The organism is Leclercia sp. GHBNCSD, assembly GCF_055805075.1.
Map to the genome: position 1 here is coordinate 3,133,454 of NZ_JBQVYO010000001.1, position 22,544 is coordinate 3,155,997.

A 22,544-nucleotide genomic window follows, 5' to 3' on the forward strand; every position below is an offset into this window, starting at 1 on the left:
CACAGTGCGTTTCTTCTCTGTTCATTGAAGGATTATATGTACTATGTAGACAACAGAAGCGGGCAATCATACCACCAGTGCCGTTTAAAGTGGTCAACATTTCCAGTACCTTACTCTTGTTTACCTGATGGCATAAGCTGCAGAGTCAACCCGACGATCCCATCTTCAAGCTGGATATCAACGGTAAAGCCCAGCTTTCGCGCCAGGGCGACCATGCCACGGTTGTTAGGCATGGTAATGCCATTGAGGCGGATCAGTCCGTGATCGCGCGTATAACTGATCAGTTTTTCGAGTAATCGTCTTCCCAGCCCAAGACCTTTCAGATCGGAGCGAACAAGCACCGCAAACTCCGCATCAACGTTATCAGGATCGGAGATGGCACGTGTGACGCCAAGGATTTCATCGCCCTCTTCAGTGCGTCGGACAGCAACGAAAGCCATTTCCCGATCGTAGTCGATCTGCGTCATATTGGCTAAATCTTCGTGGGTAAATTCGTTGATTTCGCTAAAGTAGCGGTAATACAAATCTTCTTTTGTGACCTGGGCGATAAAGCGCTGAAGCTGGGGTTCATCTTCAGGAAGGATAGGGCGGAACAGCGACAGTTCGCCATTTTTCATCTCCACCCACTCTTCAAGCTGATGGGGGTAAGGGCGAATAGCAAGCCGGCTTTCGCGATCGCCGGTATAGGCCGCCACATCCATCGTCACATCCAGCGCCGTCAGTTCGCTGCCGGATACCAGTAAAGGATGAATATCCAGACGCTGGATTTCCGGGCTATCGACAATCAGGTTCGATACCTGCACCAGGAACTGGCTCAGGGCGGCGATATCCAGCGGTCTTAAGGCACTGCGTCCACGGATCTTTTTGCTCTTAATCCCCTGAATCACCAGATAACGCGCCAGGTTCATGTTCAGGGGCGGCAGGGCAACCACCGCCTGCTCTTCAGGGCGCCACTCCACGCCCCCTTCGCCCAGCATAATCAGCGGACCGAAGACCGGATCGTGTTCCACTACCACCCGTAGCTCCTGCGCGCCGGCACGATTAGCCATGCTCTGCACCAGCAGGCCGTGGATCCGCGCCTGGGGCCAGGCCATTTTAACGCGATCGATAATGGCATCCGCCGCCTGCTGGACTTCCGCCGCGGTACGCAGATACAACATCACCCCCTGAACTTCAGATTTATGCGGGATATCTGGCGAACGCAGTTTCAGTGCTACCGGATAACCGATCTGCTCGGCAATATGCACCGCTTCCGCGCTGTCGCTGGCGATCCAGGTGGGCAGTGTATGCAGGCCATAGGCGGTGAGGATCGGCTGTACCTCATGGGTATCCAGCGAACGCGCGCCGTCATCAATGGCACGCTGCAACAGGTCGTGAGCATGACCCGTATTGGCGGTCAGGTTTCCCGGCAGGGCAGGCGTCTCCCGCAGCTGTTTCTGATTGCGCCGGTACTCCACCATATGCATAAAAGCGGTGATAGTGCCTTCCGGGGTACGGTAAGTGGGGAGGCCAGCCTCGCTGAACAGACGTCGCGCCTCCTGAGATGAAAATTCACCGCACCAGTTGGTCAGAAGCGACACATACTTTCCACGCGGATGCTTCTTCACAATATCAATCAGCGCACGAGCGCTTTCGCTGCCCGGGGCTACGGCACTAGGGGAGTGAATAACCATCAGGGCATCAAAATCCTGGCTGTCCAGCAGGATATTGAGTGCCATGAGATAGTGCTCGCTGCTGGCATCGTCGCGTAAGTCGAGTGGATTACCCGGCTCCACGCCGGACGGCAATGCCTCACGCAGGCGCTGCATTGTCTCTTCGCTGAGGGTGGCCAGCTTACCGTTACGCAGCCACAGTTCATCCAGCGCCAGCGCGGCCGGTGCGGCCCCGTTACTGATGATCATCAGCCGTTCCCCGCGCAGCGGGCGCATATGGCTGAGCGTTTCGACAGCGGAAAAAAGTTCGTGGGTGTCCTGAACACGCAGCAAGCCGGCACGCTGGATAGCGGCATCCCATGCCGGATCCATGCCTGAATGAGAATGCAAAAGACGCTGGGCGGCCGGGCTACGCCCGCTTTTGATCACCAGAATCGGTTTGTTGCGTGAAGCGCTACGGGCTGCCGAGACGAAGCGTCGCGCGTCGCTGAGATGCTCAAGATAGAGCAAGATGGCGCTGGTTTTGCTATCGCGCGCCAGAAAATCCAGCAGCTCGTCAACGTCAATGTCCAGACCGTCGCCCAGCGCAATGAAATAGGAAAAGCCCATTTCGCGCTGCTGGGCCCAGTCGAGGATGGTATTAGAGACCGCCGCCGACTGGGAAATAAAGGCCAGCTTGCCTTTACGTATCGGGACGGGAGAAAAGCTGGCATTCAGCCCCTGCCACGGTGCCAGCAGACCCAGACTGTTTGGCCCCAGCAGTCGCATCTGGTAGCGCGTCGCGCAGGCCAGCAGCTCCGCCTGTTGTTCAGGGGGCGAAGAGAGAATAATGCAGGTTTTGCAGCCCTTCTTCCCCAGCGCGTCGAGCAGGGCGATGTTACGTCGGGCGTGGGTGCAGAGCACCGCGAGATCGGGAATGAAGGGCAGGCTCTCCACATCCGGCCAGGCAAGGACACCCAACACCGCCTTATACGCGGGGGTAACCGGCAGTATCGGGCCATTAAAGCCGCCAGCGAGCAGGTTACGCATCATCAGATAACCGGCGCGTTCAGGCTTCATCGACGCGCCAATCACGGCAATGGATTTAGGGCGGAGTAAGGCTTCTAGCCCGCGCTGGCTCATACAGATCTCCTGAAAAGGCGAGTGACCTGATGATTTTAAACGCTTTCCGGCTCCGCCGCTGTGATGCTTCCCTTATGAATGGTTTTTCCGGCCAGATAACGTTCGCGAAAGCGTGAGAAGTGATCGCCCAGGGCGCCTGCCGCCTGAACGTCCCCCGCCAGATCCAGCAGGGCAATGGCCACTTCGGCAGTACAATACTGGCCTTCTGCGTGGGCTTCACGCAGCCGGTAAGCCGAGACGCGCGACAAATCGACGGAGATCACCGGCAGCGCATCCAGATAGGGGCTTTTGCGAAACATTTTACGCGCTTCAGTCCAGGTGCCATCCAGCATGATAAACAGCGGCGGTTTGCCGGCGGAGGGCGCGGTAATTACCTGGCGCGTCTCACCGGCGTAGGAGGCCGGAAACACTACCATCGGTTGATAGTCGGGGCTGGCGACCAGATCGAGCAGCGCCTGAGGTGGCTCAGTGCGTGACCACTGGAAGGCTGCGGTATCCGGTAGAATATCGGCGATCAGCCGTCCGGTGTTGCTGGGCTTCATCGGTTCGGTATCGAACATCACCAGGCAGAAACGGCTTTGAGCATGGCTGGGCGCCAGCGTCGCGCAGAGACACTGCCTGAGCGGCAGCAGACAGCGCTGACAGCGACGAATGCGGTTACCACGGGCAAGAAAAGGGCGAGTCGCACGCGCCAGGCGTTGGGCGCGCAGTTGCAGTACGGCGTTATCAGTCATGGGAAGGAGCGCAGAAAAAACGCCATTCTCGCAGAGGCGAGGGCGGGGCACAAGTTACGTGCCCCGGAATGTCAGAGGGATTCGTTCAGCCAGCTATCAAAAGGTGCTTTCGGAACGGCACCATTGAGCATATCGACGACTTCACCATTTTTGAAAATCATAATGGTCGGGATACTACGAATGCGGAAGCGGGAGCTCAGTTCGCGCTCAGCTTCGGTGTTCACTTTCACAAAACGCATTTTACCGCTACGCTCTTCGGCGACATCTTCAAAGATCGGCGCAAAGTTACGGCAAGGGCCGCACCAGGGTGCCCAGAAGTCTACAACAACCGGCAGATCATCCTTCAGCAGTTTATCCAGAGTTTCGCCGGTAGCATTAATCACGTCACCATCGAACAATTCATGACCGCAGCGTCCGCATTTTGCTCCGTCATCAATGCGATCTTCCGGAATGCGGTTAAGAGCCTGGCAGTTGGCACATACGGTATTCATAACTAACCTCAGGTAGAGCAGGGGGACAAATCGGCAACATGCCGGTTATGTTTCCAATATGTTACATATTATCAACGACCCTGTTTGAAACGACAATGCGTTTTGTTCAATGAGAACAATAGTCACAGGCTTTTATACGAAGTAATGGCTATGCGCCGGGACATCGGGTAATCTGCGCGCTTCGCGCAGCGCTGGTGGAGAAAAGCATGAACGACGAACTGAAAAACAAAAGCGGCAAGGTCAAAGTGATGTATGTCCGCAGTGACGATGACTCTGATAAACGCACCCAAAATCCGCGTACCGGAAAAGGTGGCGGACGTCCAGGGCCATCTCGTGCAGACGGTGGCCGTCGCCCCGCCCGCGATGAGAGAAGCAGCCGCGGTGATGACCGCAAACGTGACGACCGTAAGCGTGATGATTTCAAACGCGACGATTTTAGCCGCGACGCCTCACCGTGGCGTACCGTCTCCCGCGCGCCGGGCGACGAGTCCACAGCGCCCGTCGATCACGGCAGCATGGCCGGTAAAACGGTTATCGATCCGGAAGTGATCCGCCGTCAGCGTGCCGAAGAGACGCGCGTCTATGGCGAAAACGCCTGTCAGGCCCTGTTCCAGAGCCGTCCTGATTGCATCGTGCGCGCCTGGTTCATCCAGAGCGTCACGCCGCGTTTCAAAGAAGCGCTGCGCTGGATGGCGGCCAACCGCAAAGCCTACCATGTGGTGGACGATGCTGAGATCACCAAAGCGTCTGGCACCGAACACCATGGTGGCGTCTGCTTCCTGATTAAGAAACGTAACGGTACCACCGTTAAGCAGTGGGTCAGCCAGGCTGGCGAAGATGATTGCGTGCTGGCCCTGGAAGACGTGGGTAACCCGCACAACCTCGGCGCCATGATGCGCAGCTGTGCCCACTTCGGCGTGAAAGGCGTTCTGTTGCAGGATGCGGCTCTGCTGGAATCCGGCGCAGCAATCCGTACGGCGGAAGGCGGCGCGGAGCACGTTCAGCCGATCACTGGCGACAGCGTGCTGGAAGCGATTGAGCAGTTCCGTCAGGCGGGCTATGCCATCGTGACCACCTCCAGCCACAAAGGCACCACGCCGCTGTTTAAAGCGACACTGCCCCGTAAGATGGTGCTGGTGTTGGGTCAGGAGCGCGATGGTCTCTCCGATGCGGCACTCTCCAGCGCCGATCTGAGCGTCTCTATCGATGGCACCGGCAATGTAGAAAGCCTCAACGTATCCGTTGCGACCGGCGTTCTGCTGGCGGAATGGTGGCGTCAGAACAAAGCATAATCCCGCTTTGTTCGTCGTTCGTAGGCCCGGCAAGCGTAGCGCCGCCGGGCAATGTGCCGGGTGGCGGCTTCGCCTTACCCGGCCTACAACAACTTACTCGCTTTCAGCCGGTAACTCCGGCATCCAGTCAATCGGCGTTTCGCCCTGTTTCTCCAGCCACTCATTCGCCAGCACAAAATGATTGCAGCCAAAAAAGCCGCGATGGGCTGACAGCGGTGACGGGTGCGGCGCTTTCAGCACATGATGGCGCTGAGTATCAATGATCGACCCTTTCTTCTGCGCATGCGATCCCCAGAGCAAAAAGACCACGCCTTCCCGGTGCTGGTTAATCAGGCTGATGACCTTGTCGGTAAATGTCTCCCACCCGAGGCTGGCATGAGAATGGGCCTGCCCGGCGCGAACCGTCAGCACGGTGTTGAGCAACAGAACGCCCTGACGCGCCCAGCTTTCCAGGTAACCATGTGAAGGTCGGGTAAACCCCGGTACGGAGGCTTCCAGCTCCTTATACATATTCAGCAGGGAAGGGGGGATAGCAACGCCCGGACGCACAGAAAACGCCAGGCCGTGTGCCTGACCCGGTCCGTGGTAGGGATCCTGTCCCAGGATAACCACTTTGACATCTGCCAGCTCGGTAAAACGAAAGGCGTTGAACACATCTTTCTGGGGCGGATAGATGGTGATGCCGTCCTGACGTTCCGCGGCAACGGTATTCAGAGTATTAACGAAGTAAGGCTGTTTTTTTTCATCGGCCAGTACGTCGTGCCAGGTTAAAGGTGCTGTCATCTCGCTCTCCTGCGAATTTTCACTGTCTTTAGCTTAACTGCATATGACGAGGGAACAAAACTGGCGAGCCAAAAATGTCATTGCACTGAAAAATATTGAAAATTTACACGGAATTTTGAAGCCAATTGCGAGGTTAAAATTGATATAAAACAATAATCTCCGTTTATCACCCTTTTACTGGTGTGGTTTTTGTTGATTTAAGTCAAGGAATGGCGAGGGTTTGACTGATATATATACACTCAAGCAACAATGGTTTTACCAATTGCCCGGACGAACGGGCGACACCCAATATTGTAGTGTAAGGGAGACATCACATGATTACTGGTATCCAGATTACTAAAGCTGCAAACGACGACCTGCTGAACTCTTTCTGGCTGCTGGACAGCGAGAAAGGCGAAGCGCGTTGCGTATGCGCAAAAGCAGGCTTTGCTGAAGATGAAGTTGTTCAGGTTAACGCGCTGGGCGAGTTCGAATACCGCGAAATCCCTATGGAAATCAAACCTGAAGTCCGCGTTGAAGGCGGTCAGCATCTGAACGTTAACGTGCTGCGTCGTGAAACGCTGGAAGATGCTGTTAAGCATCCGGAAAAATATCCGCAGCTGACCATCCGTGTTTCTGGCTACGCGGTACGCTTTAACTCACTGACTGCCGAACAGCAGCGCGACGTTATTGCCCGTACCTTTACTGCCAGCCTGTAATCGTTACCAGCGTACAGATAAAAAAAGCCGGGTTAGAACCCGGCTTTTTTATTACTCTTCTTTCTGTGTCACCGGCGCGCTGCCGCTAGGCTTACGACGCTTGCCCACGTTTTTGGTATCACGGTGGCGTTGCTTCACGCGCGGTTTCTCTTTCTCTTTCGCCTTTTTCTCGGCACGTTTAGCGAGCACTTTCTTGGACGGTTTGCCCGTCATTTTTTCGCTCGGCGCACGGGTGCTCGGACGCAGTTCGTCGATCACGCGGGCCTTCAGCGGCTCTTCAACGTAACGACCAATTTTTTGCAGCAGCAGATGGTCATGCGCTTCGACCAGCGAAATGGCTGTCCCTTTACGCCCGGCACGACCGGTACGGCCAATGCGGTGGAGATAGGTATCCGCAGTGCGCGGCAGATCGAAGTTGAACACGTGGCTGACATCAGGAATATCAATACCGCGCGCAGCAACGTCGGTCGCCACCAGCACGTTCACGCGGCCATCGGTCAGACGTTTGATCGCTTCGTTACGTTTAATCTGCACCATCTCGCCTTCGAGATAGCAGTTATTGATACCCGCTTCACGCAGCCAGGTCGCCAGCTCGTGCACACGCTCACGTTTCCGTACAAAGACGATAGAGCGGGTGGCTTCAGGCTGTTTCAGCAGGTGGATCAGCAGCGCGGTTTTATGCTGAATATCATCGGCGCGGTAGTACCACTGATGGATCTTCTTGCGCTCGCGGGTGGACGGGGTGGCGGAAACCTCAACTGGGTCCTCCAGAAGACGCTCAGCAAAATCTTTAATTGCATCGCCTTCCAGCGTCGCGGAGAAGAGCATAGTCTGCTTACGCCAGCGGGTCTCACCGGCAATGTGTTCGATATCCTGCGCAAAGCCCATATCCAGCATACGGTCAGCTTCGTCAAGAATTAAGGTTTCAACCGCACGGCAGTCGAAGTTCTCTTCTTTGATGTATTGCAGCAGACGCCCGGTCGTCGCAACGACGATATCCTGGTTCTCACTGAATACTTCGGCGTGGTTCATATAGGCCACACCGCCGGTAATGGTTGCGATATCCAGGTGGGTATTCTTCGCCAGCTCACGGGCATGATCGGTAACCTGCATCGCCAGTTCACGGGTCGGGGTGAGGATCAGAATACGCGGCGGACCTGATTTCTTACGCGGAAAATCCAGCAGATGCTGCAACGCAGGCAGCAAATAGGCTGCCGTTTTACCCGTGCCGGTTGGCGCAGAACCGAGCACGTCACGGCCCTCCAGTGCAGGCGGAATTGCCGCTTCCTGAATAGCGGTCGGGCGTGTGAAGCCTTTTTCCTGGAGCGCGTCCAGAAGGCTTTCATCGAGTTCAAGTTCGGAAAAAGTCGTTACAGTCATGTTCTACCTCTGTGTGGGGCGCTGATTATAGACGTTACGGCTGCAATCTTCATCTGTTTGTGTGGATATCCCTTTTCCGTCGTTACGCTTTCACCTATGCTACTCCCGTTTCACTTTGAAGGTTGCTCCGACATGTCTCAACTCAAAGCGCAGCTGCGCCGCGATGGTTTTACTTTTAAGCAGTTCTTTGTTGCCCACGATCGCTGTGCAATGAAAGTCGGCACTGATGGCATTTTACTGGGGGCATGGGCACCGGTAGCAGGCGTTAAACGTATCCTCGACATTGGCAGCGGCAGCGGATTATTAGCCCTGATGCTGGCGCAGCGTACCGAACACGCTGTCACGCTTGACGCGGTTGAACTGGATCCCCAGGCGGCTGAGCAGGCAGCGGAAAACGTAGCGGAATCCCCCTGGGCTTCGCGCGTATCTCTTCATTGTGCGGATGTTCTTGCCTGGGCGCCAGAACAAACGGGCCGCTATGACCTGATTGTCAGCAATCCTCCCTATTTTGAACCGGGCGTAGCCTGTGCTACACCCCAGCGAGAGCAGGCCCGGTATACCGACACGCTCGATCATGGCGCGCTGTTAGCCTGCGCTGCCGGGTTGATCTCCGAAGAGGGATTTTTCTGCGTGGTATTACCGGAGAGCGCAGGCAGTGCATTTATTGCCAGCGCGCTGGAGATGGGCTGGTTTTTACGCCTGCGCACCGATATTGCGGAAACCGACGGCAGGCTGCCGCACCGGGTGCTGCTGGCGCTGTCGCCGAAAGAGGGAGAGTGCTTCAGCGACAGGCTGGTGATACGTGGGCCAGATCAGCGTTATTCCGATGACTACACGGCGCTGACCCACCCCTTCTATTTATTTATGTGAGCCAGCGGTGAGAGCACCGACGGGCCGGAATGCTCAAGCTGCTCCGGGTAGTCGAGCGTGTAGTGCAAACCGCGGCTCTCTTTGCGCATCATTGCGCAGCGCACAATCAGCTCCGCCACCTGAACCAGATTACGCAGTTCCAGCAAATTATTGGATACGCGGAAATGGGCGTAATACTCATCAATTTCCTGCTGCAGCATGGTAATACGGCGCAGGGCGCGCTCCAGACGTTTGGTGGTGCGCACAATGCCGACGTAATCCCACATAAAGAGGCGCAGCTCGTGCCAGTTATGCTGGATCACGACCAGTTCATCCGGGTTCTCCACGCGGCTTTCGTCCCAGTCCGGCAGGTTTTCCACCTGGCGGGCGTAAGGCATGCGCTTCGTGATATCTTCCGCCGCTGACCAGCCATACACAAGGCACTCCAGAAGCGAGTTTGATGCCATTCGGTTCGCGCCATGCAGGCCGGTGTAGCTCACCTCGCCGATGGCGTACAGGCCGTCAACGTCGGTCCGGCCATGATCGTCGACCATCACGCCGCCGCAGGTATAGTGCGCCGCGGGCACCACCGGCATCGGCTCTTTGGTGATATCGATGCCGAGCCCCAACAGTTTTTCATAGATGGTCGGGAAGTGCTGGCGAATAAAGGCTTCGGGTTTGTGGCTGATATCCAGATACATGCAGTCCACGCCCAGGCGTTTCATCTCATGATCGATAGCGCGGGCCACGACATCACGCGGCGCCAGCTCGCCCCGCTCGTCGAAATCCTGCATAAAGCGCGTGCCATCCGGGCGTTTTAAATGCGCGCCTTCACCGCGTAGCGCTTCGGTCAGCAGGAAGTTGCGTGCCTGCGGGTGGAATAGCGCAGTGGGATGGAACTGGTTAAATTCCAGATTGGCCACGCGACAGCCTGCTCGCCAGGCCATGGCAATACCGTCCCCTGAGGAAATATCCGGGTTGGTGGTGTACTGATACACCTTAGAGGCACCGCCGGTTGCCAGTACAACCGATTTTGCCCGACAGGTTTCCACCTTCTCTCTATTACGGTTCCAGACCCAGGCTCCCACAACGCGCCGCGTGCCCGGCAGACCAATCTTATCGGAGATGATCAAATCCACCGCGTTGCTGCGTTCCAGCACCCGGATGTTGGGATGGCTTAACGCCTGGCTGACCAGCGTCGTTTCGACTGCTTTACCAGTGGCATCTGCGGCATGCAGGATCCGGCGATGGCTGTGTCCGCCCTCACGCGTCAGGTGGTAACTCTCTTCTCCATTGGCCTGCACGTGGGTATCAAACAGCACGCCCTGATCGATCAGCCATTGCACGCAGTGGCGGGCATTACTGGCGACAAATTCAGCCGCGTGTCGGTCCACGATACCGCCACCTGCAATCAGGGTATCTTCGACATGGGAGTCGATACTGTCAGTTTCATCAAACACCGCAGCAATTCCGCCCTGGGCATAGAAGGTAGAACCTTCGCTAACAGGACCTTTGCTGAGGACAATCACTTTCTGGTGTGGGGCGAGTCGCAGCGCCAGTGAAAGGCCGGCGGCACCGCTGCCGATAATCAGTACGTCACAGGTGAGTTCGGAAATTGCGTTCATGATGTGTGTTTAATTTACTAAACAGTGTTTGGCCAGCATAGCACCTGAATGCGATGAATCGCACGTTTTTTTTAAGAGTTGTTGCAATGACTAAACAAAGGCTGGACAGCGATAAGGGACTAAAAGGGCGAAAATATTTTGCGTAGCAGATCGTTAGCTTCAGATTTTGTGGTGAAATAAAGCCCGTCTTGCGTTACCCTGCAAGCGGTAAAAGACCATTTCTTAGCAGAAACTGGGTACGTATCGGTATCAGACTTATAATGATAGAAAATGAACGGTCTGCGACGTGATTAACAAAAACAAAGGCGTGACGGAACTAATTGAAATAAAGACCCTCAAAGCAACTGCTTGCTCACAGTGCAGTGTTTGGAGTGGCGTTTCGATAACGCGTGGAATTTAGGTTTGGGGAGACTTTACCTCGGATGAGCGAGCAGTTAACGGACCAGATTCTGGTTGAACGGGTCCAGAAGGGAGATCAGAAAGCCTTTAACCTACTGGTGGTGCGCTACCAGCATAAGGTGGCGAGTCTGGTGTCCCGCTATGTACCGTCAGGGGATGTTCCTGATGTGGTACAAGAGTCTTTCATTAAGGCCTATCGTGCGCTGGAATCTTTCCGGGGAGATAGTGCTTTTTATACCTGGCTGTACCGTATTGCCGTCAATACGGCTAAGAACTACCTCGTCGCTCAGGGCCGACGTCCGCCTTCAAGCGATGTCGATGCTATCGACGCTGAAAATTTTGAAAGCGGCGGTGCGTTGAAAGAAATTTCGAACCCTGAGAACTTAATGTTGTCAGAAGAACTGAGACAAATAGTTTTTCGCACCATCGAGTCGCTCCCGGAAGATTTACGCATGGCAATTACGTTGCGGGAGTTAGATGGCCTGAGCTATGAAGAGATAGCCGCTATCATGGATTGCCCGGTCGGTACGGTTCGCTCACGGATCTTTCGTGCGCGAGAAGCTATTGATAATAAAGTTCAACCGCTAATCAGGCGTTGACGATAGCGGGATACTGGAAAAGGTATTAGGCATGCAGAAAGAACAACTTTCCGCTTTGATGGATGGTGAAACGCTGGACAGTGAGATGCTCAACGAGCTCTCTCGCTCTCCTGAGATGCAAAAAACCTGGGAGAGTTATCATCTCATTCGCGATACTCTGCGCGGCGATACCAGCGATCTCCTCCATTTTGATATCTCAGCTCGCGTAATGGCGGCCATAGAGAACGAACCTGTTTCTCAGGCCACCCCGCTAATCCCCGAAGCCCAACCTGCACCGCACCTGTGGCAGAAGATGCCTTTCTGGAACAAAGTGCGCCCCTGGGCGAGTCAACTGACTCAAATGGGTGTGGCTGCTTGCGTATCGCTTGCAGTTATTGTGGGCGTCCAGCACTATAACACTCAATCTGAAGTGAGCCAGCAACCAGAAGCGCCAGTGTTTAATACACTGCCGATGATGGGCAAAGCCAGCCCGGTAAGTCTGGGTATTCCTTCTGATGCCTCGGCCGGTGCCGGTCAGCAGCAGCAGGTCCAGGAGCAGCGCCGTCGTATTAACGCGATGTTGCAGGATTATGAATTGCAGCGTCGTCTGCATTCTGAACAGCTTCAGTTTGAACAGGCGCAAACGCAGCAGGCTGCTGTGCAAGTGCCAGGAAACCAAACTTTAGGAACGCAATCGCAGTAATGAAGCAACTTTGGTGCGCCATGTCTCTGATGGCGGGTAGCCTGTTGTTCACTGTCAACGCCTCGGCTGATGTATCGTCCGGGGCGTTGTTGCAGCAAATGAACCAGGCCAGCCAGTCACTCAACTACGAGCTGTCTTTTATCAGTATCAATAAGCAAGGTGTAGAGTCGTTACGCTATCGCCATGCCCGTCTTGATAAACAGCCGCTTGCCCAGCTTTTGCAGATGGATGGTCCGCGCCGCGAAGTCGTGCAGCGTGGCAATGAAATCAGCTATTTCGAGCCGGGTCTCGAACCCTTTACGCTGAATGGCGACTACATTGTTGATTCGCTGCCTTCGCTCATTTATACCGATTTTAAACGGCTCTCCCCTTACTACGACTTTATCTCCGTAGGACGTACCCGTATCGCCGATCGGCTCTGCGAGGTGCTGCGGGTGGTCGCCAGAGACGGAACACGTTACAGCTATATCGTCTGGATGGATGCAGAGACCAAGCTGCCAATGCGGGTCGATCTGCTGGATCGGGATGGTGAGACGCTGGAGCAGTTCCGGGTGATCTCTTTCACCATCGACGATCAGGTCGGTAACAGCATGCAGAATCTGGCAAAAGCGAACCTGCCGCCGCTGCTCTCCGTCCCGGCGGGGGATAACGTCAACTTTAACTGGGCGCCCAACTGGATCCCGCAGGGCTTCAGTGAAGTCTCCAGCAGTCGACGCCAGCTGCCCACCATCGATACCCCGGTTGAATCCCGTCTTTACTCCGACGGCTTGTTCAGCTTCTCGGTTAATATCAACCGGGCAACACCGGTCAGTGCCGATCAGATGTTGCGTACCGGGCGTCGCACCGTCAGCACCACAATACGGGATAACGCAGAGATCACCGTTGTCGGTGAACTGCCGCCGCAAACGGCTAAACGTATCGCCGACAGCATTAAATTCAGGGCTGCACAATGATCAAAGAGTGGGCAACGGTCGTTTCATGGCATAAGGGCGTCGCGCTGGTCAGCTGCGACGTCAAAGCATCCTGCAACAGCTGCGCCTCCCGCGCCGGTTGCGGCAGCCGGGTGCTGAACAAACTTGGACCACAGACCTCACACACGATCAGCGTGCCCAGCGCAGAGCCGCTGGTGGAGGGGCAAAAAGTCGAGTTAGGAATCGCTGAAGGTAGCCTGCTTGGCTCGGCGATGCTGGTCTATCTCTCCCCGCTGGTGGGGTTGTTTGCCCTTGGCGGTCTGTTCCAGGTACTGTTTGGGACCGATCTCGCCGCCATGTGCGGCGCAGCGCTGGGCGGCGTAGGCGGTTTTTTACTGGCTCGCGGCTTTTCCTCCCGTCTTGCGGAGCGTGAAGCGTGGCAGCCCGTTATTCTCAGCGTCGGATTGCCACCCGATCAGCTGCGTGTCGACACGCTCTCTTCAGAAGCCCGGTGATGTTACCGGGCTTTGTTTTATTTACATCTCATAAAAGAAAACGCCAGATCTTCGCGCTAAGCTTGCTGGAAGAGCATTTCCTGGTGACGGAGATGTAGTGTAGAATGCTGCGTTTTCGCACTGAAAAACGTCAGGCTAAGAACAGCGGCCTCCAGGAATTCGTAAGGCATAATTATTTAACTATATGAAGAACATACGTAACTTTTCGATCATTGCTCACATTGACCACGGTAAGTCGACGCTGTCTGACCGTATTATCCAGATTTGCGGTGGCCTGTCTGATCGTGAAATGGCAGCCCAGGTACTGGACTCCATGGACCTGGAACGCGAACGCGGTATTACCATTAAAGCGCAGAGCGTTACGCTCGACTATAAAGCGTCTGACGGTGAAACCTACCAACTTAACTTTATCGACACCCCAGGCCACGTTGACTTCTCTTATGAAGTTTCCCGTTCGCTGGCGGCCTGTGAGGGCGCGCTGCTGGTAGTGGATGCGGGGCAGGGCGTAGAAGCCCAGACCCTGGCGAACTGCTATACCGCGATGGAAATGGATCTCGAGGTGGTGCCGGTTCTGAACAAGATCGACCTGCCAGCCGCCGATCCTGAGCGTGTGGCGGAAGAGATCGAAGATATCGTCGGCATCGACGCGACCGACGCCGTGCGCTGCTCGGCAAAAACCGGCGTGGGTGTAACCGACGTGCTGGAACGTTTGGTGCGTGACATCCCGGCGCCGGAAGGCGATCCGGAGGGGCCACTGCAGGCGCTGATCATCGACTCCTGGTTCGATAACTATCTCGGCGTTGTCTCGCTGGTGCGTATTAAAAACGGCACCATGCGTAAAGGCGACAAGATCAAAGTGATGAGCACCGGACAGGTTTACAACGCTGACCGTCTGGGTATCTTCACGCCAAAACAGGTCGACCGTACCGAGCTGAAGTGCGGCGAAGTAGGATGGCTGGTTTGTGCGATCAAAGACATCCTCGGCGCGCCAGTGGGCGATACCCTGACGGGCGCCCGCAACCCGGCAGAAAAAGCGCTGCCAGGCTTTAAAAAGGTAAAACCGCAGGTTTACGCCGGTCTGTTCCCGGTCAGCTCTGACGATTATGAGAACTTCCGTGACGCGCTCGGCAAGCTGAGCCTGAACGATGCTTCCCTGTTCTATGAGCCAGAAAGCTCGACGGCGCTGGGCTTCGGCTTCCGCTGCGGCTTCCTCGGCCTGCTGCACATGGAGATCATTCAGGAGCGTCTGGAGCGTGAATATGACCTGGATCTGATCACCACCGCACCAACGGTCGTGTACGAAGTCGAGACCACCTCCAAAGAGGTTATCTACGTCGACAGTCCATCCAAGCTGCCGCCGCTGAATAATATTCATGAGCTGCGCGAGCCGATCGCCGAATGTCACATGCTGCTGCCGCAGGAGTTCCTCGGTAACGTCATCACGCTGTGTATCGAAAAACGTGGTGTGCAGACCAACATGGTTTACCACGGTAACCAGGTAGCGCTGACCTATGAAATCCCGATGGCGGAAGTGGTGCTCGACTTCTTCGATCGTCTGAAGTCAACTTCACGCGGTTATGCGTCGCTGGATTACAACTTCAAACGCTTCCAGGCCTCCAACATGGTGCGTGTGGACGTGCTGATCAACGGCGAGCGCGTCGATGCGCTGGCGCTGATCACCCATAACGACAACGCCCCGTATCGCGGTCGCGAACTGGTCGAGAAGATGAAAGATCTCATCCCACGCCAGCAGTTCGACATTGCGATTCAGGCGGCCATTGGCAACCATATTATCGCCCGTTCTACGGTGAAACAGCTGCGTAAAAACGTTCTGGCAAAATGCTATGGCGGTGACGTCAGCCGTAAGAAGAAGCTGCTCCAGAAGCAGAAAGAAGGTAAGAAGCGTATGAAGCAGGTCGGTAACGTTGAGCTGCCGCAGGAAGCGTTCCTCGCCATTCTGCACGTTGGTAAAGACGGAAAATAACCCTTAAGGAGTTGGCATGGCGAACATGTTTGCCCTGATCCTGGTGATTGCCACACTGGTGACGGGGCTGTTGTGGTGTCTGGATAAGTTTATCTTTGCTCCGAAACGTCGCGAACGTCAGGCCGCCGCGCAGGCTGCCACGGGCGACCAGTTGGATCCGAATACCCTGAAGAAAGTCAGCCCTAAGCCGGGCTGGCTGGAAACGGGCGCTTCGGTCTTTCCGGTGCTGGCCATTGTGCTGGTGGTACGTTCGTTTATCTATGAACCTTTCCAGATCCCATCCGGTTCGATGATGCCAACGCTGCTGATCGGTGATTTTATTCTGGTCGAGAAGTTTGCTTATGGCATTAAAGATCCGATCTACCAGAAAACGCTGATCGAAACCGGCCATCCAAAACGCGGCGATATCGTGGTGTTCAAATATCCGGACGATCCGCGTCTGGATTACATCAAACGTACCGTTGGCGTACCGGGTGATAAGGTGACCTATAATCCGGTTTCCAAAGAGGTGACGGTTCAGCCTGGCTGCAGTTCCGGCACCGCTTGCGGTAGCGCATTACCGGTGACCTATTCCGGCGTTGAGCCAAGCGACTTTGTGCAGACCTTTGCCCGTCGCAACGGCGGCGAAGCGACCAGCGGTTTCTTCCAGCTGCCGAAAGGCGAGACCAAAGAGAACGGTATTCGTCTGAACGAGCGTAAAGAGACCCTGGGCGATGTGACGCACCGTATCCTGACCGTCTCCATCGCGCAGGATCAGCTGGGTATGTACTATCAGCAAAAGGGGCAGCAGCTGGCGACCTGGATCGTGCCACCGGGACACTACTTCATGATGGGTGATAACCGCGATAACAGCGCGGACAGCCGTTACTGGGGCTTTGTGCCGGAAGCGAACCTGGTGGGTAAAGCCACCACCATCTGGATGAGCTTCGAGAAACAGGAAGGCGAATGGCCAACCGGCGTACGGTTAAATCGTATTGGCGGCATCCATTAATTCCTGATAAATGAGCACGTAGCCTCTTTAACCAGAGGCTACGTGAATTATTTCACTGATAAATCTCTTCTGACTAACGACAACCCCTGTCGTTGCGTATAGAATATTCCCCCGAAGTTTAAGGTTGGCGCTGATTCAGTGCCACGGCACACGAAACCGCGTTGGCTTTCTCAGGACGGTTTCGTGTGCTGCATTTTTGACGCATTTATTCTATTGGTATCGCATGAACCCCATCGTAATTAATCGGCTTCAACGGAAGCTGGGCTACACTTTTCAGCATCAGGAGTTGTTGCAACAGGCATTAACCCATCGCAGTGCCAGCAGCAAACACAATGAGCGACTCGAATTTCTGGGCGACTCCATTTTAAGTTTTGTTATTGCGAATGCGCTTTATCACCGTTTCCCGCGTGTGGATGAAGGCGATATGAGCCGCATGCGCGCAACGCTGGTACGTGGCAATACGCTTGCCGAAATTGCCCGTGAATTCGAACTGGGTGAATGCCTGCGACTCGGGCCTGGCGAACTGAAAAGCGGCGGCTTCCGTCGTGAATCTATTCTCGCGGATACGGTCGAAGCGTTAATCGGTGGTGTTTTCCTCGACAGCGATATCCAGACGGTGGAGCAGCTGATCCTGAACTGGTATCAGACGCGTCTGGATGAGATCAGCCCGGGTGATAAACAGAAAGATCCAAAAACCCGTTTGCAGGAGTATTTGCAGGGTCGCCATTTGCCGCTGCCATCTTATCTGGTGGTGCAGGTTCGTGGCGAAGCACACGATCAGGAGTTTACCATCCATTGCCAGGTCAGTGGCCTGAGTGAACCGGTGGTTGGCACAGGTTCAAGCCGTCGTAAGGCGGAACAGGCTGCCGCCGAACAGGCGCTGAAAATGCTGGAGCTGGAATGAGCGAAGAAAAAAGTTATTGTGGATTTATTGCCATCGTCGGACGTCCGAACGTAGGCAAATCAACCCTGCTGAATAATCTGCTGGGGCAAAAGATCTCTATTACCTCCCGCAAGGCGCAGACCACGCGTCACCGCATTGTCGGTATCCATACCGAAGGGGCATATCAGGCGATTTATGTCGATACCCCGGGTCTGCATATGGAAGAGAAGCGCGCCATTAACCGTCTGATGAACAAGGCGGCGAGCAGCTCTATCGGCGACGTTGAGCTGGTGATATTTGTTGTCGAAGGTACCCGCTGGACCCCGGACGACGAGATGGTGCTGAACAAACTGCGTGACGGTAAAACGCCGGTGATCCTCGCGGTCAACAAAGTGGACAACGTGCAGGAAAAAGCCGATCTGCTGCCGCATCTGCAGTGGCTGGGTAGCCAGATGAACTTCCTCGATATCGTCCCGCTCTCTGCCGAGACCGGTCTGAACGTCGACACCATCGCGGGCATCGTGCGCAAGCATCTGCCGGAAGCGATTCATCACTTCCCTGAAGAGTACATCACTGACCGTTCTCAGCGCTTTATGGCGTCTGAAATCATTCGCGAAAAGCTGATGCGTTTCCTTGGCGCGGAGCTGCCGTACTCTGTCACCGTTGAAATCGAACGTTTCCAGACTAACGAGCGCGGCGGATATGACATCAACGGGCTGATCCTCGTTGAGCGCGAAGGGCAGAAGAAGATGGTGATTGGCAATAAAGGTGCCAAAATCAAAACCATCGGTATTGAAGCCCGTAAGGATATGCAGGAGATGTTCGAAGCGCCGGTTCACCTGGAACTGTGGGTGAAAGTGAAATCTGGCTGGGCCGATGACGAGCGCGCACTGCGCAGTCTTGGTTACGGCGACGACGTATAAGCCACTAAAACGTGGATGGATGGCAAAGAGCCTTTGTCCTTCACAGTCGTCCCTGGAGTGAAACCAGCCTGATGCTGGACGTCTTCACGGAAGAGTCAGGCCGCGTGCGCCTTGTTGCCAAAGGCGCACGTTCTAAACGTTCTAATCTGAAAGGTGCTTTGCAGCCCTTCACACCGCTGCTGGTGCGCTTTGGCGGACGTGGGGAAGTGAAAACCCTGCGCAGTGCTGAAGCCGTCTCTCTGGCGCTCCCTCTCTCTGGTATTACGCTCTACAGCGGTCTGTATGTTAACGAGCTTATTACGCGCGTGCTTGAACATGAGACCCGCTTCTCTGAACTCTTTTTCGATTATCTGCACTGTCTTCAGGCGCTGGCTGGCGTGAGCGGCTCGCCCGAGCCTGTGCTGCGCCGCTTTGAGCTGGCGTTGCTCGGGCATCTGGGATACGGCGTCGATTTTCTGCACTGCGCGGGCAGCGGCGAGCCGGTAGAGGACACCATGACCTACCGCTATCGCGAAGAGAAGGGCTTTATCGCCAGCGTGGTTATCGACAACAGCACCTTTACCGGGCGGGATCTGCGGGCGCTGGCGGAACGCGAATTTCCGGACGCCAGCACCCTGCGGGCGGCAAAACGCTTTACCCGTATTGCGCTCAAGCCGTATCTTGGTGGCAAGCCCTTAAAGAGCCGCGAATTATTCAGGCAGTTTATGCCAAAGCGTAAATGAACAACGAGAAACCGAGGATTGTCATGGCTGAATTACTGTTAGGCGTCAACATTGACCATATCGCCACGCTGCGCAATGCGCGCGGAACCGCCTATCCTGACCCGGTCCAGGCGGCCTTTATCGCCGAGCAGGCGGGTGCCGACGGCATTACCGTGCATCTGCGCGAGGACCGTCGCCATATTACCGACCGCGATGTGCGCATCCTGCGCCAGACCCTGGACACCCGCATGAATCTGGAGATGGCCGTCACCGAAGAGATGCTGGCGATTGCCGTTGAGACCAAACCGCACTTCTGCTGCCTGGTGCCGGAAAAGCGCCAGGAAGTGACCACCGAAGGCGGGCTGGATGTGGCCGGTCAGCTGGATAAGATGCGTGACGCCTGCAAACGTCTGGCCGATGCCGGGATTTTAGTATCCCTGTTTATCGATGCCGATGAAGCGCAGATCAAAGCCGCCGCCGACGTTGGCGCGCCGTTTATTGAGATCCACACCGGCTGCTACGCCGATGCCGAAGACGAAGCGACCCAGGCGAAAGAGCTCGATCGCATCGCCAAAGCGGCAACCTACGCGGCGGGTCTGGGTCTGAAGGTGAATGCTGGTCACGGTCTGACCTATCATAACGTTAAGGCCATTGCGGCGATCCCGGAGATGCATGAGCTGAACATCGGCCATGCGATTATCGGGCGCGCGGTGATGAGCGGTCTGAAAGAGGCGGTGTCAGAGATGAAGCGTCTGATGCTGGAAGCCCGCAAGTAATGGCTATCCTCGGCTTAGGCACGGATATTGTTGAGATCGCCCGCATCGAAGCGGTGATTGCCCGCAGCGGCGATCGCCTTGCCCGTCGGGTGCTCAGCGATAACGAGTGGGCCATCTGGGAAGCGCACCAGCAACCGGTGCGTTTTCTTGCCAAACGTTTTGCGGTGAAGGAGGCGGCGGCAAAAGCCTTCGGTACCGGCATCCGCAACGGTCTGGCGTTCAATCAGTTCGAAGTCTTTAACGATGAGCTGGGTAAACCGCGCCTCAGGCTGTGGGGCGAGGCGCTAAATCTGGCAGAAAAGCTGGGCGTGGCGAACATGCATGTGACGCTGGCGGATGAACGCCATTACGCCTGCGCCACGGTGATTATCGAAAGTTAAATTTTATCGGCGTGGTGCATCAGAACGAACTTGTCCCACAGCTGCTCTTCCGATTCAGGATGTGCCGGATCTTTCAGGATAGTATTGGGGATCGGGCACACCTTCTGGCAGGTTGGCGTCTCATAATGGCCCACGCACTCGGTGCAGCGGTCGCTGTTAATCTCGTAAATGCTCGCTCCCATTGAAATTGCCTGATTAGGGCATTCGGGTTCGCACATATCGCAATTGATGCATTTTTTGGTGATTAACAGCGCCATCAGGAAATTCTCAGAAACAACACAAACAGGGCGGGCATTATACGCTCATTGTCTGTTCAAACCAGTTTTTTTACCAATGCCTCGCTGTGGCGAATACGTTCCGGGGCATGCTCCAGATCCTGCTGAACCAGCGCCATAAACAGCAGATCGGTCAGCATCATCTGCGCGCTGGTGGACGAGATCGCCGCGCTGCGGGTGGCCTGCTCTTCGGCAATGGTATACAGACAGCGTGTGGCCCGCTGCTGCAGGGCATTGGGAGTAAAGCCGGTGATCGCCAGAATTTTGCCCCCCACGCGCAGCGCTTCATCAGCGGCCAGATTAATCTCGCGGCGTTCGCCAGAATAGGAGAGGGCCAACAGCAGATCGTCAGGCTCCATCGCCTGTACGGTAGCCAGCAGGGCATGCATGTCCTGTTCGACAATGGCAATCACACCGATTTTATTGAGCTTCCAGCCGAAGTTACGCGCCACCAGCCCCGAGGCGCCGATGCCGGTTAGGATCACCCGTCTTGCCGCCCGCAGCATGGCCACGCTCTCCAGCAGCTTCTCTTCGCTGTTGACGTCGAGGGTGGCATGCATCGCCGCCACGTTCTCTTTGATGAGCTTTTCCCCGACCAGGCGCATCGGATCGTCGCCGCGGATCTGGTTATGAACCGGCATGGATTGCGGATTTGGGTTGCTGGCCAGCGCCTCGCTGAGCGCCAGTTTCAGGGCAGGGAAACCTTTGAAACCAATCTTTTGCGCGAATTTCACTACGCTTGACTGGCTCACGCCCGCCTCGCTGGCAAGCTGCTGAGAGCTTAAATGGCGGGCACGATCGGGCTGCGAGAGTAAAAAATCCGCCAGCTTTTTATCGCTCTGGGCAAAACCCGCGTATCGCTGGCGGATGCGAATTAGACAGTTCATAGGGACTCCTGGCGAAATGTGATGACTGCAGCAAATGCGAATTCTGCTCGCCTGAATGAATTTTATATTCCATGATAATGCGATTATTATGAATTAAAAATTCTTGAGGTACAAAAAAATGAATCTCGGCTCACTGGTATCAGAATCCCGCAACCCACAAACCCTGGACCTGGACGCACTCTCCACGCTTGACCTTGTTCATCGCTTCAACCAACAGGATACGCTGGTCGCGCAGGCAGTGAAAGAAACATTGCCCGAGGTGGCGAAAGCGGTGGATGCCGCGGCAGATGCGCTGAAAGCGGGGGGACGCATTATCTATATGGGGGCGGGCACCAGCGGGCGTCTGGGGGTGCTGGATGCTTCAGAGTGCCCACCCACCTTCGGCGTACCACATGGCCTGGTGATCGGCCTCATCGCCGGTGGGCCGGGAGCGCTGCTGAAAGCGGTGGAAGGGGCAGAGGACAGCAAGCAGCTCGGTGAAGACGATCTCAAAGCGCTTAACCTGACCGCGCAGGATCTGGTGGTCGGGCTGGCGGCCTCCGGGCGCACGCCGTACGTCATTGGCGGGCTGGAGTATGCGAACCAGACCGGCTGCACTACCGTGGCCATCTCCTGCAATCCCGGTTCCCCCATCGCCCAGGTGGCGACGATCGCTATCTCGCCGGTGGTAGGCCCGGAAGCGCTGACCGGCTCCACCCGCCTGAAATCCGGCACGGCGCAAAAGCTGGTGCTGAATATGATCTCCACCGGGGCAATGGTCAAGTTCGGTAAGGTCTACCAGAACCTGATGGTGGACATGAAAGCGACCAACGTGAAGCTCATTGACCGGGCGTGTCGCATGGTGGTCGAAGCCACAGGGAGCTCCCGCGAAGAGGCGGAAGAGGTGCTGAAACAGACCGGGTACGACGTCAAACCGGCCATTCTGATGATTTTAAGCGGGCTGGATGCCGCTGCGGCGCGCGCCAGGCTTGACGCGCATCAGGGATTCTTACGTGCGGCATTAGAAAACTAA

General features: G+C 55.7%; 24 protein-coding genes. 16 read left to right on the top strand and 8 right to left on the bottom strand.

From position 1 onward, the window contains the following. Positions 1 to 110: 110 nt before the first annotated feature. From ACT3IC_RS15095 to trxC, 3 genes are all read right to left on the bottom strand, one after another. Entirely contained in the window at positions 111 to 2,774 is a 2,664-nt protein-coding gene (locus ACT3IC_RS15095; protein ID WP_156655042.1) for a bifunctional acetate--CoA ligase family protein/GNAT family N-acetyltransferase, read from the bottom strand. A 35-nt stretch (positions 2,775 to 2,809) separates the two neighbouring features. Then, complete coding sequence (tapT, locus tag ACT3IC_RS15100; protein WP_103180767.1) at positions 2,810 to 3,508, bottom strand: tRNA-uridine aminocarboxypropyltransferase; 699 nt, start codon at positions 3,506 to 3,508, stop codon at positions 2,810 to 2,812. 71 nt (positions 3,509 to 3,579) lie between these two features. Next, the gene (gene trxC, locus ACT3IC_RS15105; protein ID WP_103180766.1) at positions 3,580 to 3,999 is read right to left on the bottom strand and encodes a thioredoxin TrxC; all 420 of its coding nucleotides are present in this window, start codon (positions 3,997 to 3,999) and stop codon (positions 3,580 to 3,582) included. 206 nt (positions 4,000 to 4,205) lie between these two features. Here trxC and ACT3IC_RS15110 point away from each other — a divergent pair, with 206 nt between their 5' ends. After that, the gene (locus tag ACT3IC_RS15110; protein WP_103180765.1) at positions 4,206 to 5,291 is read left to right on the top strand and encodes a tRNA/rRNA methyltransferase; all 1,086 of its coding nucleotides are present in this window, start codon (positions 4,206 to 4,208) and stop codon (positions 5,289 to 5,291) included. A 93-nt stretch (positions 5,292 to 5,384) separates the two neighbouring features. Here ACT3IC_RS15110 and ung read toward each other — a convergent pair whose 3' ends face one another. Continuing rightward, positions 5,385 to 6,074 carry a uracil-DNA glycosylase gene (gene ung, locus ACT3IC_RS15115; RefSeq protein ID WP_103180764.1) on the bottom strand — a complete coding sequence of 230 codons (690 nt, stop codon included), beginning with the start codon at positions 6,072 to 6,074 and terminating at the stop codon, positions 5,385 to 5,387. Between the two features lie 314 nt (positions 6,075 to 6,388). On the opposite strand from ung, the gene grcA reads away from it, so the two are divergent. Further along, complete coding sequence (gene grcA / locus ACT3IC_RS15120) at positions 6,389 to 6,772, top strand: autonomous glycyl radical cofactor GrcA (protein WP_103180763.1); 384 nt, start codon at positions 6,389 to 6,391, stop codon at positions 6,770 to 6,772. Positions 6,773 to 6,823: 51 nt separating this feature from the next. On the opposite strand, the gene srmB is transcribed toward grcA, so the two are convergent. Beyond that, the gene (gene srmB / locus ACT3IC_RS15125) at positions 6,824 to 8,152 is read right to left on the bottom strand and encodes an ATP-dependent RNA helicase SrmB (RefSeq protein ID WP_159340022.1); all 1,329 of its coding nucleotides are present in this window, start codon (positions 8,150 to 8,152) and stop codon (positions 6,824 to 6,826) included. A gap of 132 nt (positions 8,153 to 8,284) precedes the next feature. Here srmB and trmN point away from each other — a divergent pair, with 132 nt between their 5' ends. Beyond that, positions 8,285 to 9,022: a tRNA(1)(Val) (adenine(37)-N(6))-methyltransferase TrmN gene (gene trmN, locus ACT3IC_RS15130; RefSeq protein ID WP_103180761.1), complete on the top strand. Its 738-nt coding sequence runs from the start codon at positions 8,285 to 8,287 to the stop codon at positions 9,020 to 9,022. Here the strand turns inward: trmN and nadB are convergent. Beyond that, positions 9,007 to 10,626, bottom strand: a complete 1,620-nt coding sequence (gene nadB, locus ACT3IC_RS15135) for an L-aspartate oxidase (protein WP_159340023.1) — start codon at positions 10,624 to 10,626, stop codon at positions 9,007 to 9,009. The genes trmN and nadB overlap by 16 nt on opposite strands. A gap of 357 nt (positions 10,627 to 10,983) precedes the next feature. On the opposite strand from nadB, the gene rseD reads away from it, so the two are divergent. From rseD to acpS, 12 genes are all read left to right on the top strand, one after another. Further along, entirely contained in the window at positions 10,984 to 11,052 is a 69-nt protein-coding gene (gene rseD / locus ACT3IC_RS15140; protein ID WP_233212310.1) for a rpoE leader peptide RseD, read from the top strand. Next, complete coding sequence (rpoE, locus tag ACT3IC_RS15145) at positions 11,049 to 11,624, top strand: RNA polymerase sigma factor RpoE (RefSeq protein WP_032613187.1); 576 nt, start codon at positions 11,049 to 11,051, stop codon at positions 11,622 to 11,624. Before rseD ends, rpoE begins: the two co-directional genes overlap by 4 nt. 31 nt (positions 11,625 to 11,655) lie before the next feature. After that, the gene (gene rseA, locus ACT3IC_RS15150; RefSeq protein WP_103180758.1) at positions 11,656 to 12,306 is read left to right on the top strand and encodes an anti-sigma-E factor RseA; all 651 of its coding nucleotides are present in this window, start codon (positions 11,656 to 11,658) and stop codon (positions 12,304 to 12,306) included. Next, complete coding sequence (gene rseB / locus ACT3IC_RS15155) at positions 12,306 to 13,259, top strand: sigma-E factor regulatory protein RseB (RefSeq protein WP_103180757.1); 954 nt, start codon at positions 12,306 to 12,308, stop codon at positions 13,257 to 13,259. Before rseA ends, rseB begins: the two co-directional genes overlap by 1 nt. Then, complete coding sequence (gene rseC, locus ACT3IC_RS15160; protein WP_114385946.1) at positions 13,256 to 13,732, top strand: SoxR-reducing system protein RseC; 477 nt, start codon at positions 13,256 to 13,258, stop codon at positions 13,730 to 13,732. Before rseB ends, rseC begins: the two co-directional genes overlap by 4 nt. A 184-nt stretch (positions 13,733 to 13,916) precedes the next feature. Then, positions 13,917 to 15,716 carry a translation elongation factor 4 gene (gene lepA / locus ACT3IC_RS15165; protein ID WP_103180755.1) on the top strand — a complete coding sequence of 600 codons (1,800 nt, stop codon included), beginning with the start codon at positions 13,917 to 13,919 and terminating at the stop codon, positions 15,714 to 15,716. 16 nt (positions 15,717 to 15,732) lie between these two features. Continuing rightward, entirely contained in the window at positions 15,733 to 16,707 is a 975-nt protein-coding gene (lepB, locus tag ACT3IC_RS15170; protein WP_103824593.1) for a signal peptidase I, read from the top strand. Positions 16,708 to 16,930: 223 nt separating this feature from the next. Beyond that, positions 16,931 to 17,611 carry a ribonuclease III gene (rnc, locus tag ACT3IC_RS15175; RefSeq protein WP_103180753.1) on the top strand — a complete coding sequence of 227 codons (681 nt, stop codon included), beginning with the start codon at positions 16,931 to 16,933 and terminating at the stop codon, positions 17,609 to 17,611. Beyond that, a complete protein-coding gene (gene era, locus ACT3IC_RS15180; protein WP_103180752.1) occupies positions 17,608 to 18,513 on the top strand; it encodes a GTPase Era in 906 nt (301 codons plus the stop codon). The genes rnc and era overlap by 4 nt, the downstream gene beginning before the upstream one ends. Before the next feature lie 11 nt (positions 18,514 to 18,524). Beyond that, positions 18,525 to 19,235, top strand: coding sequence for a DNA repair protein RecO (gene recO, locus ACT3IC_RS15185; protein ID WP_103180751.1), 711 nt, complete (start codon positions 18,525 to 18,527; stop codon positions 19,233 to 19,235). A gap of 23 nt (positions 19,236 to 19,258) precedes the next feature. After that, positions 19,259 to 19,990 carry a pyridoxine 5'-phosphate synthase gene (gene pdxJ / locus ACT3IC_RS15190; RefSeq protein ID WP_103181123.1) on the top strand — a complete coding sequence of 244 codons (732 nt, stop codon included), beginning with the start codon at positions 19,259 to 19,261 and terminating at the stop codon, positions 19,988 to 19,990. Further along, entirely contained in the window at positions 19,990 to 20,370 is a 381-nt protein-coding gene (acpS, locus tag ACT3IC_RS15195; protein WP_103180750.1) for a holo-ACP synthase, read from the top strand. The genes pdxJ and acpS overlap by 1 nt, the downstream gene beginning before the upstream one ends. Here acpS and ACT3IC_RS15200 read toward each other — a convergent pair. Both ACT3IC_RS15200 and ACT3IC_RS15205 read right to left on the bottom strand, forming a co-directional pair. Beyond that, entirely contained in the window at positions 20,367 to 20,627 is a 261-nt protein-coding gene (locus ACT3IC_RS15200) for a YfhL family 4Fe-4S dicluster ferredoxin (protein ID WP_103180749.1), read from the bottom strand. The two genes, acpS and ACT3IC_RS15200, sit on opposite strands and share 4 nt — an antisense overlap. Positions 20,628 to 20,683: 56 nt before the next feature. Continuing rightward, positions 20,684 to 21,532: a MurR/RpiR family transcriptional regulator gene (locus ACT3IC_RS15205; protein ID WP_039029756.1), complete on the bottom strand. Its 849-nt coding sequence runs from the start codon at positions 21,530 to 21,532 to the stop codon at positions 20,684 to 20,686. A 118-nt stretch (positions 21,533 to 21,650) separates the two neighbouring features. On the opposite strand from ACT3IC_RS15205, the gene murQ reads away from it, so the two are divergent. After that, a complete protein-coding gene (gene murQ, locus ACT3IC_RS15210; protein ID WP_103180748.1) occupies positions 21,651 to 22,544 on the top strand; it encodes an N-acetylmuramic acid 6-phosphate etherase in 894 nt (297 codons plus the stop codon).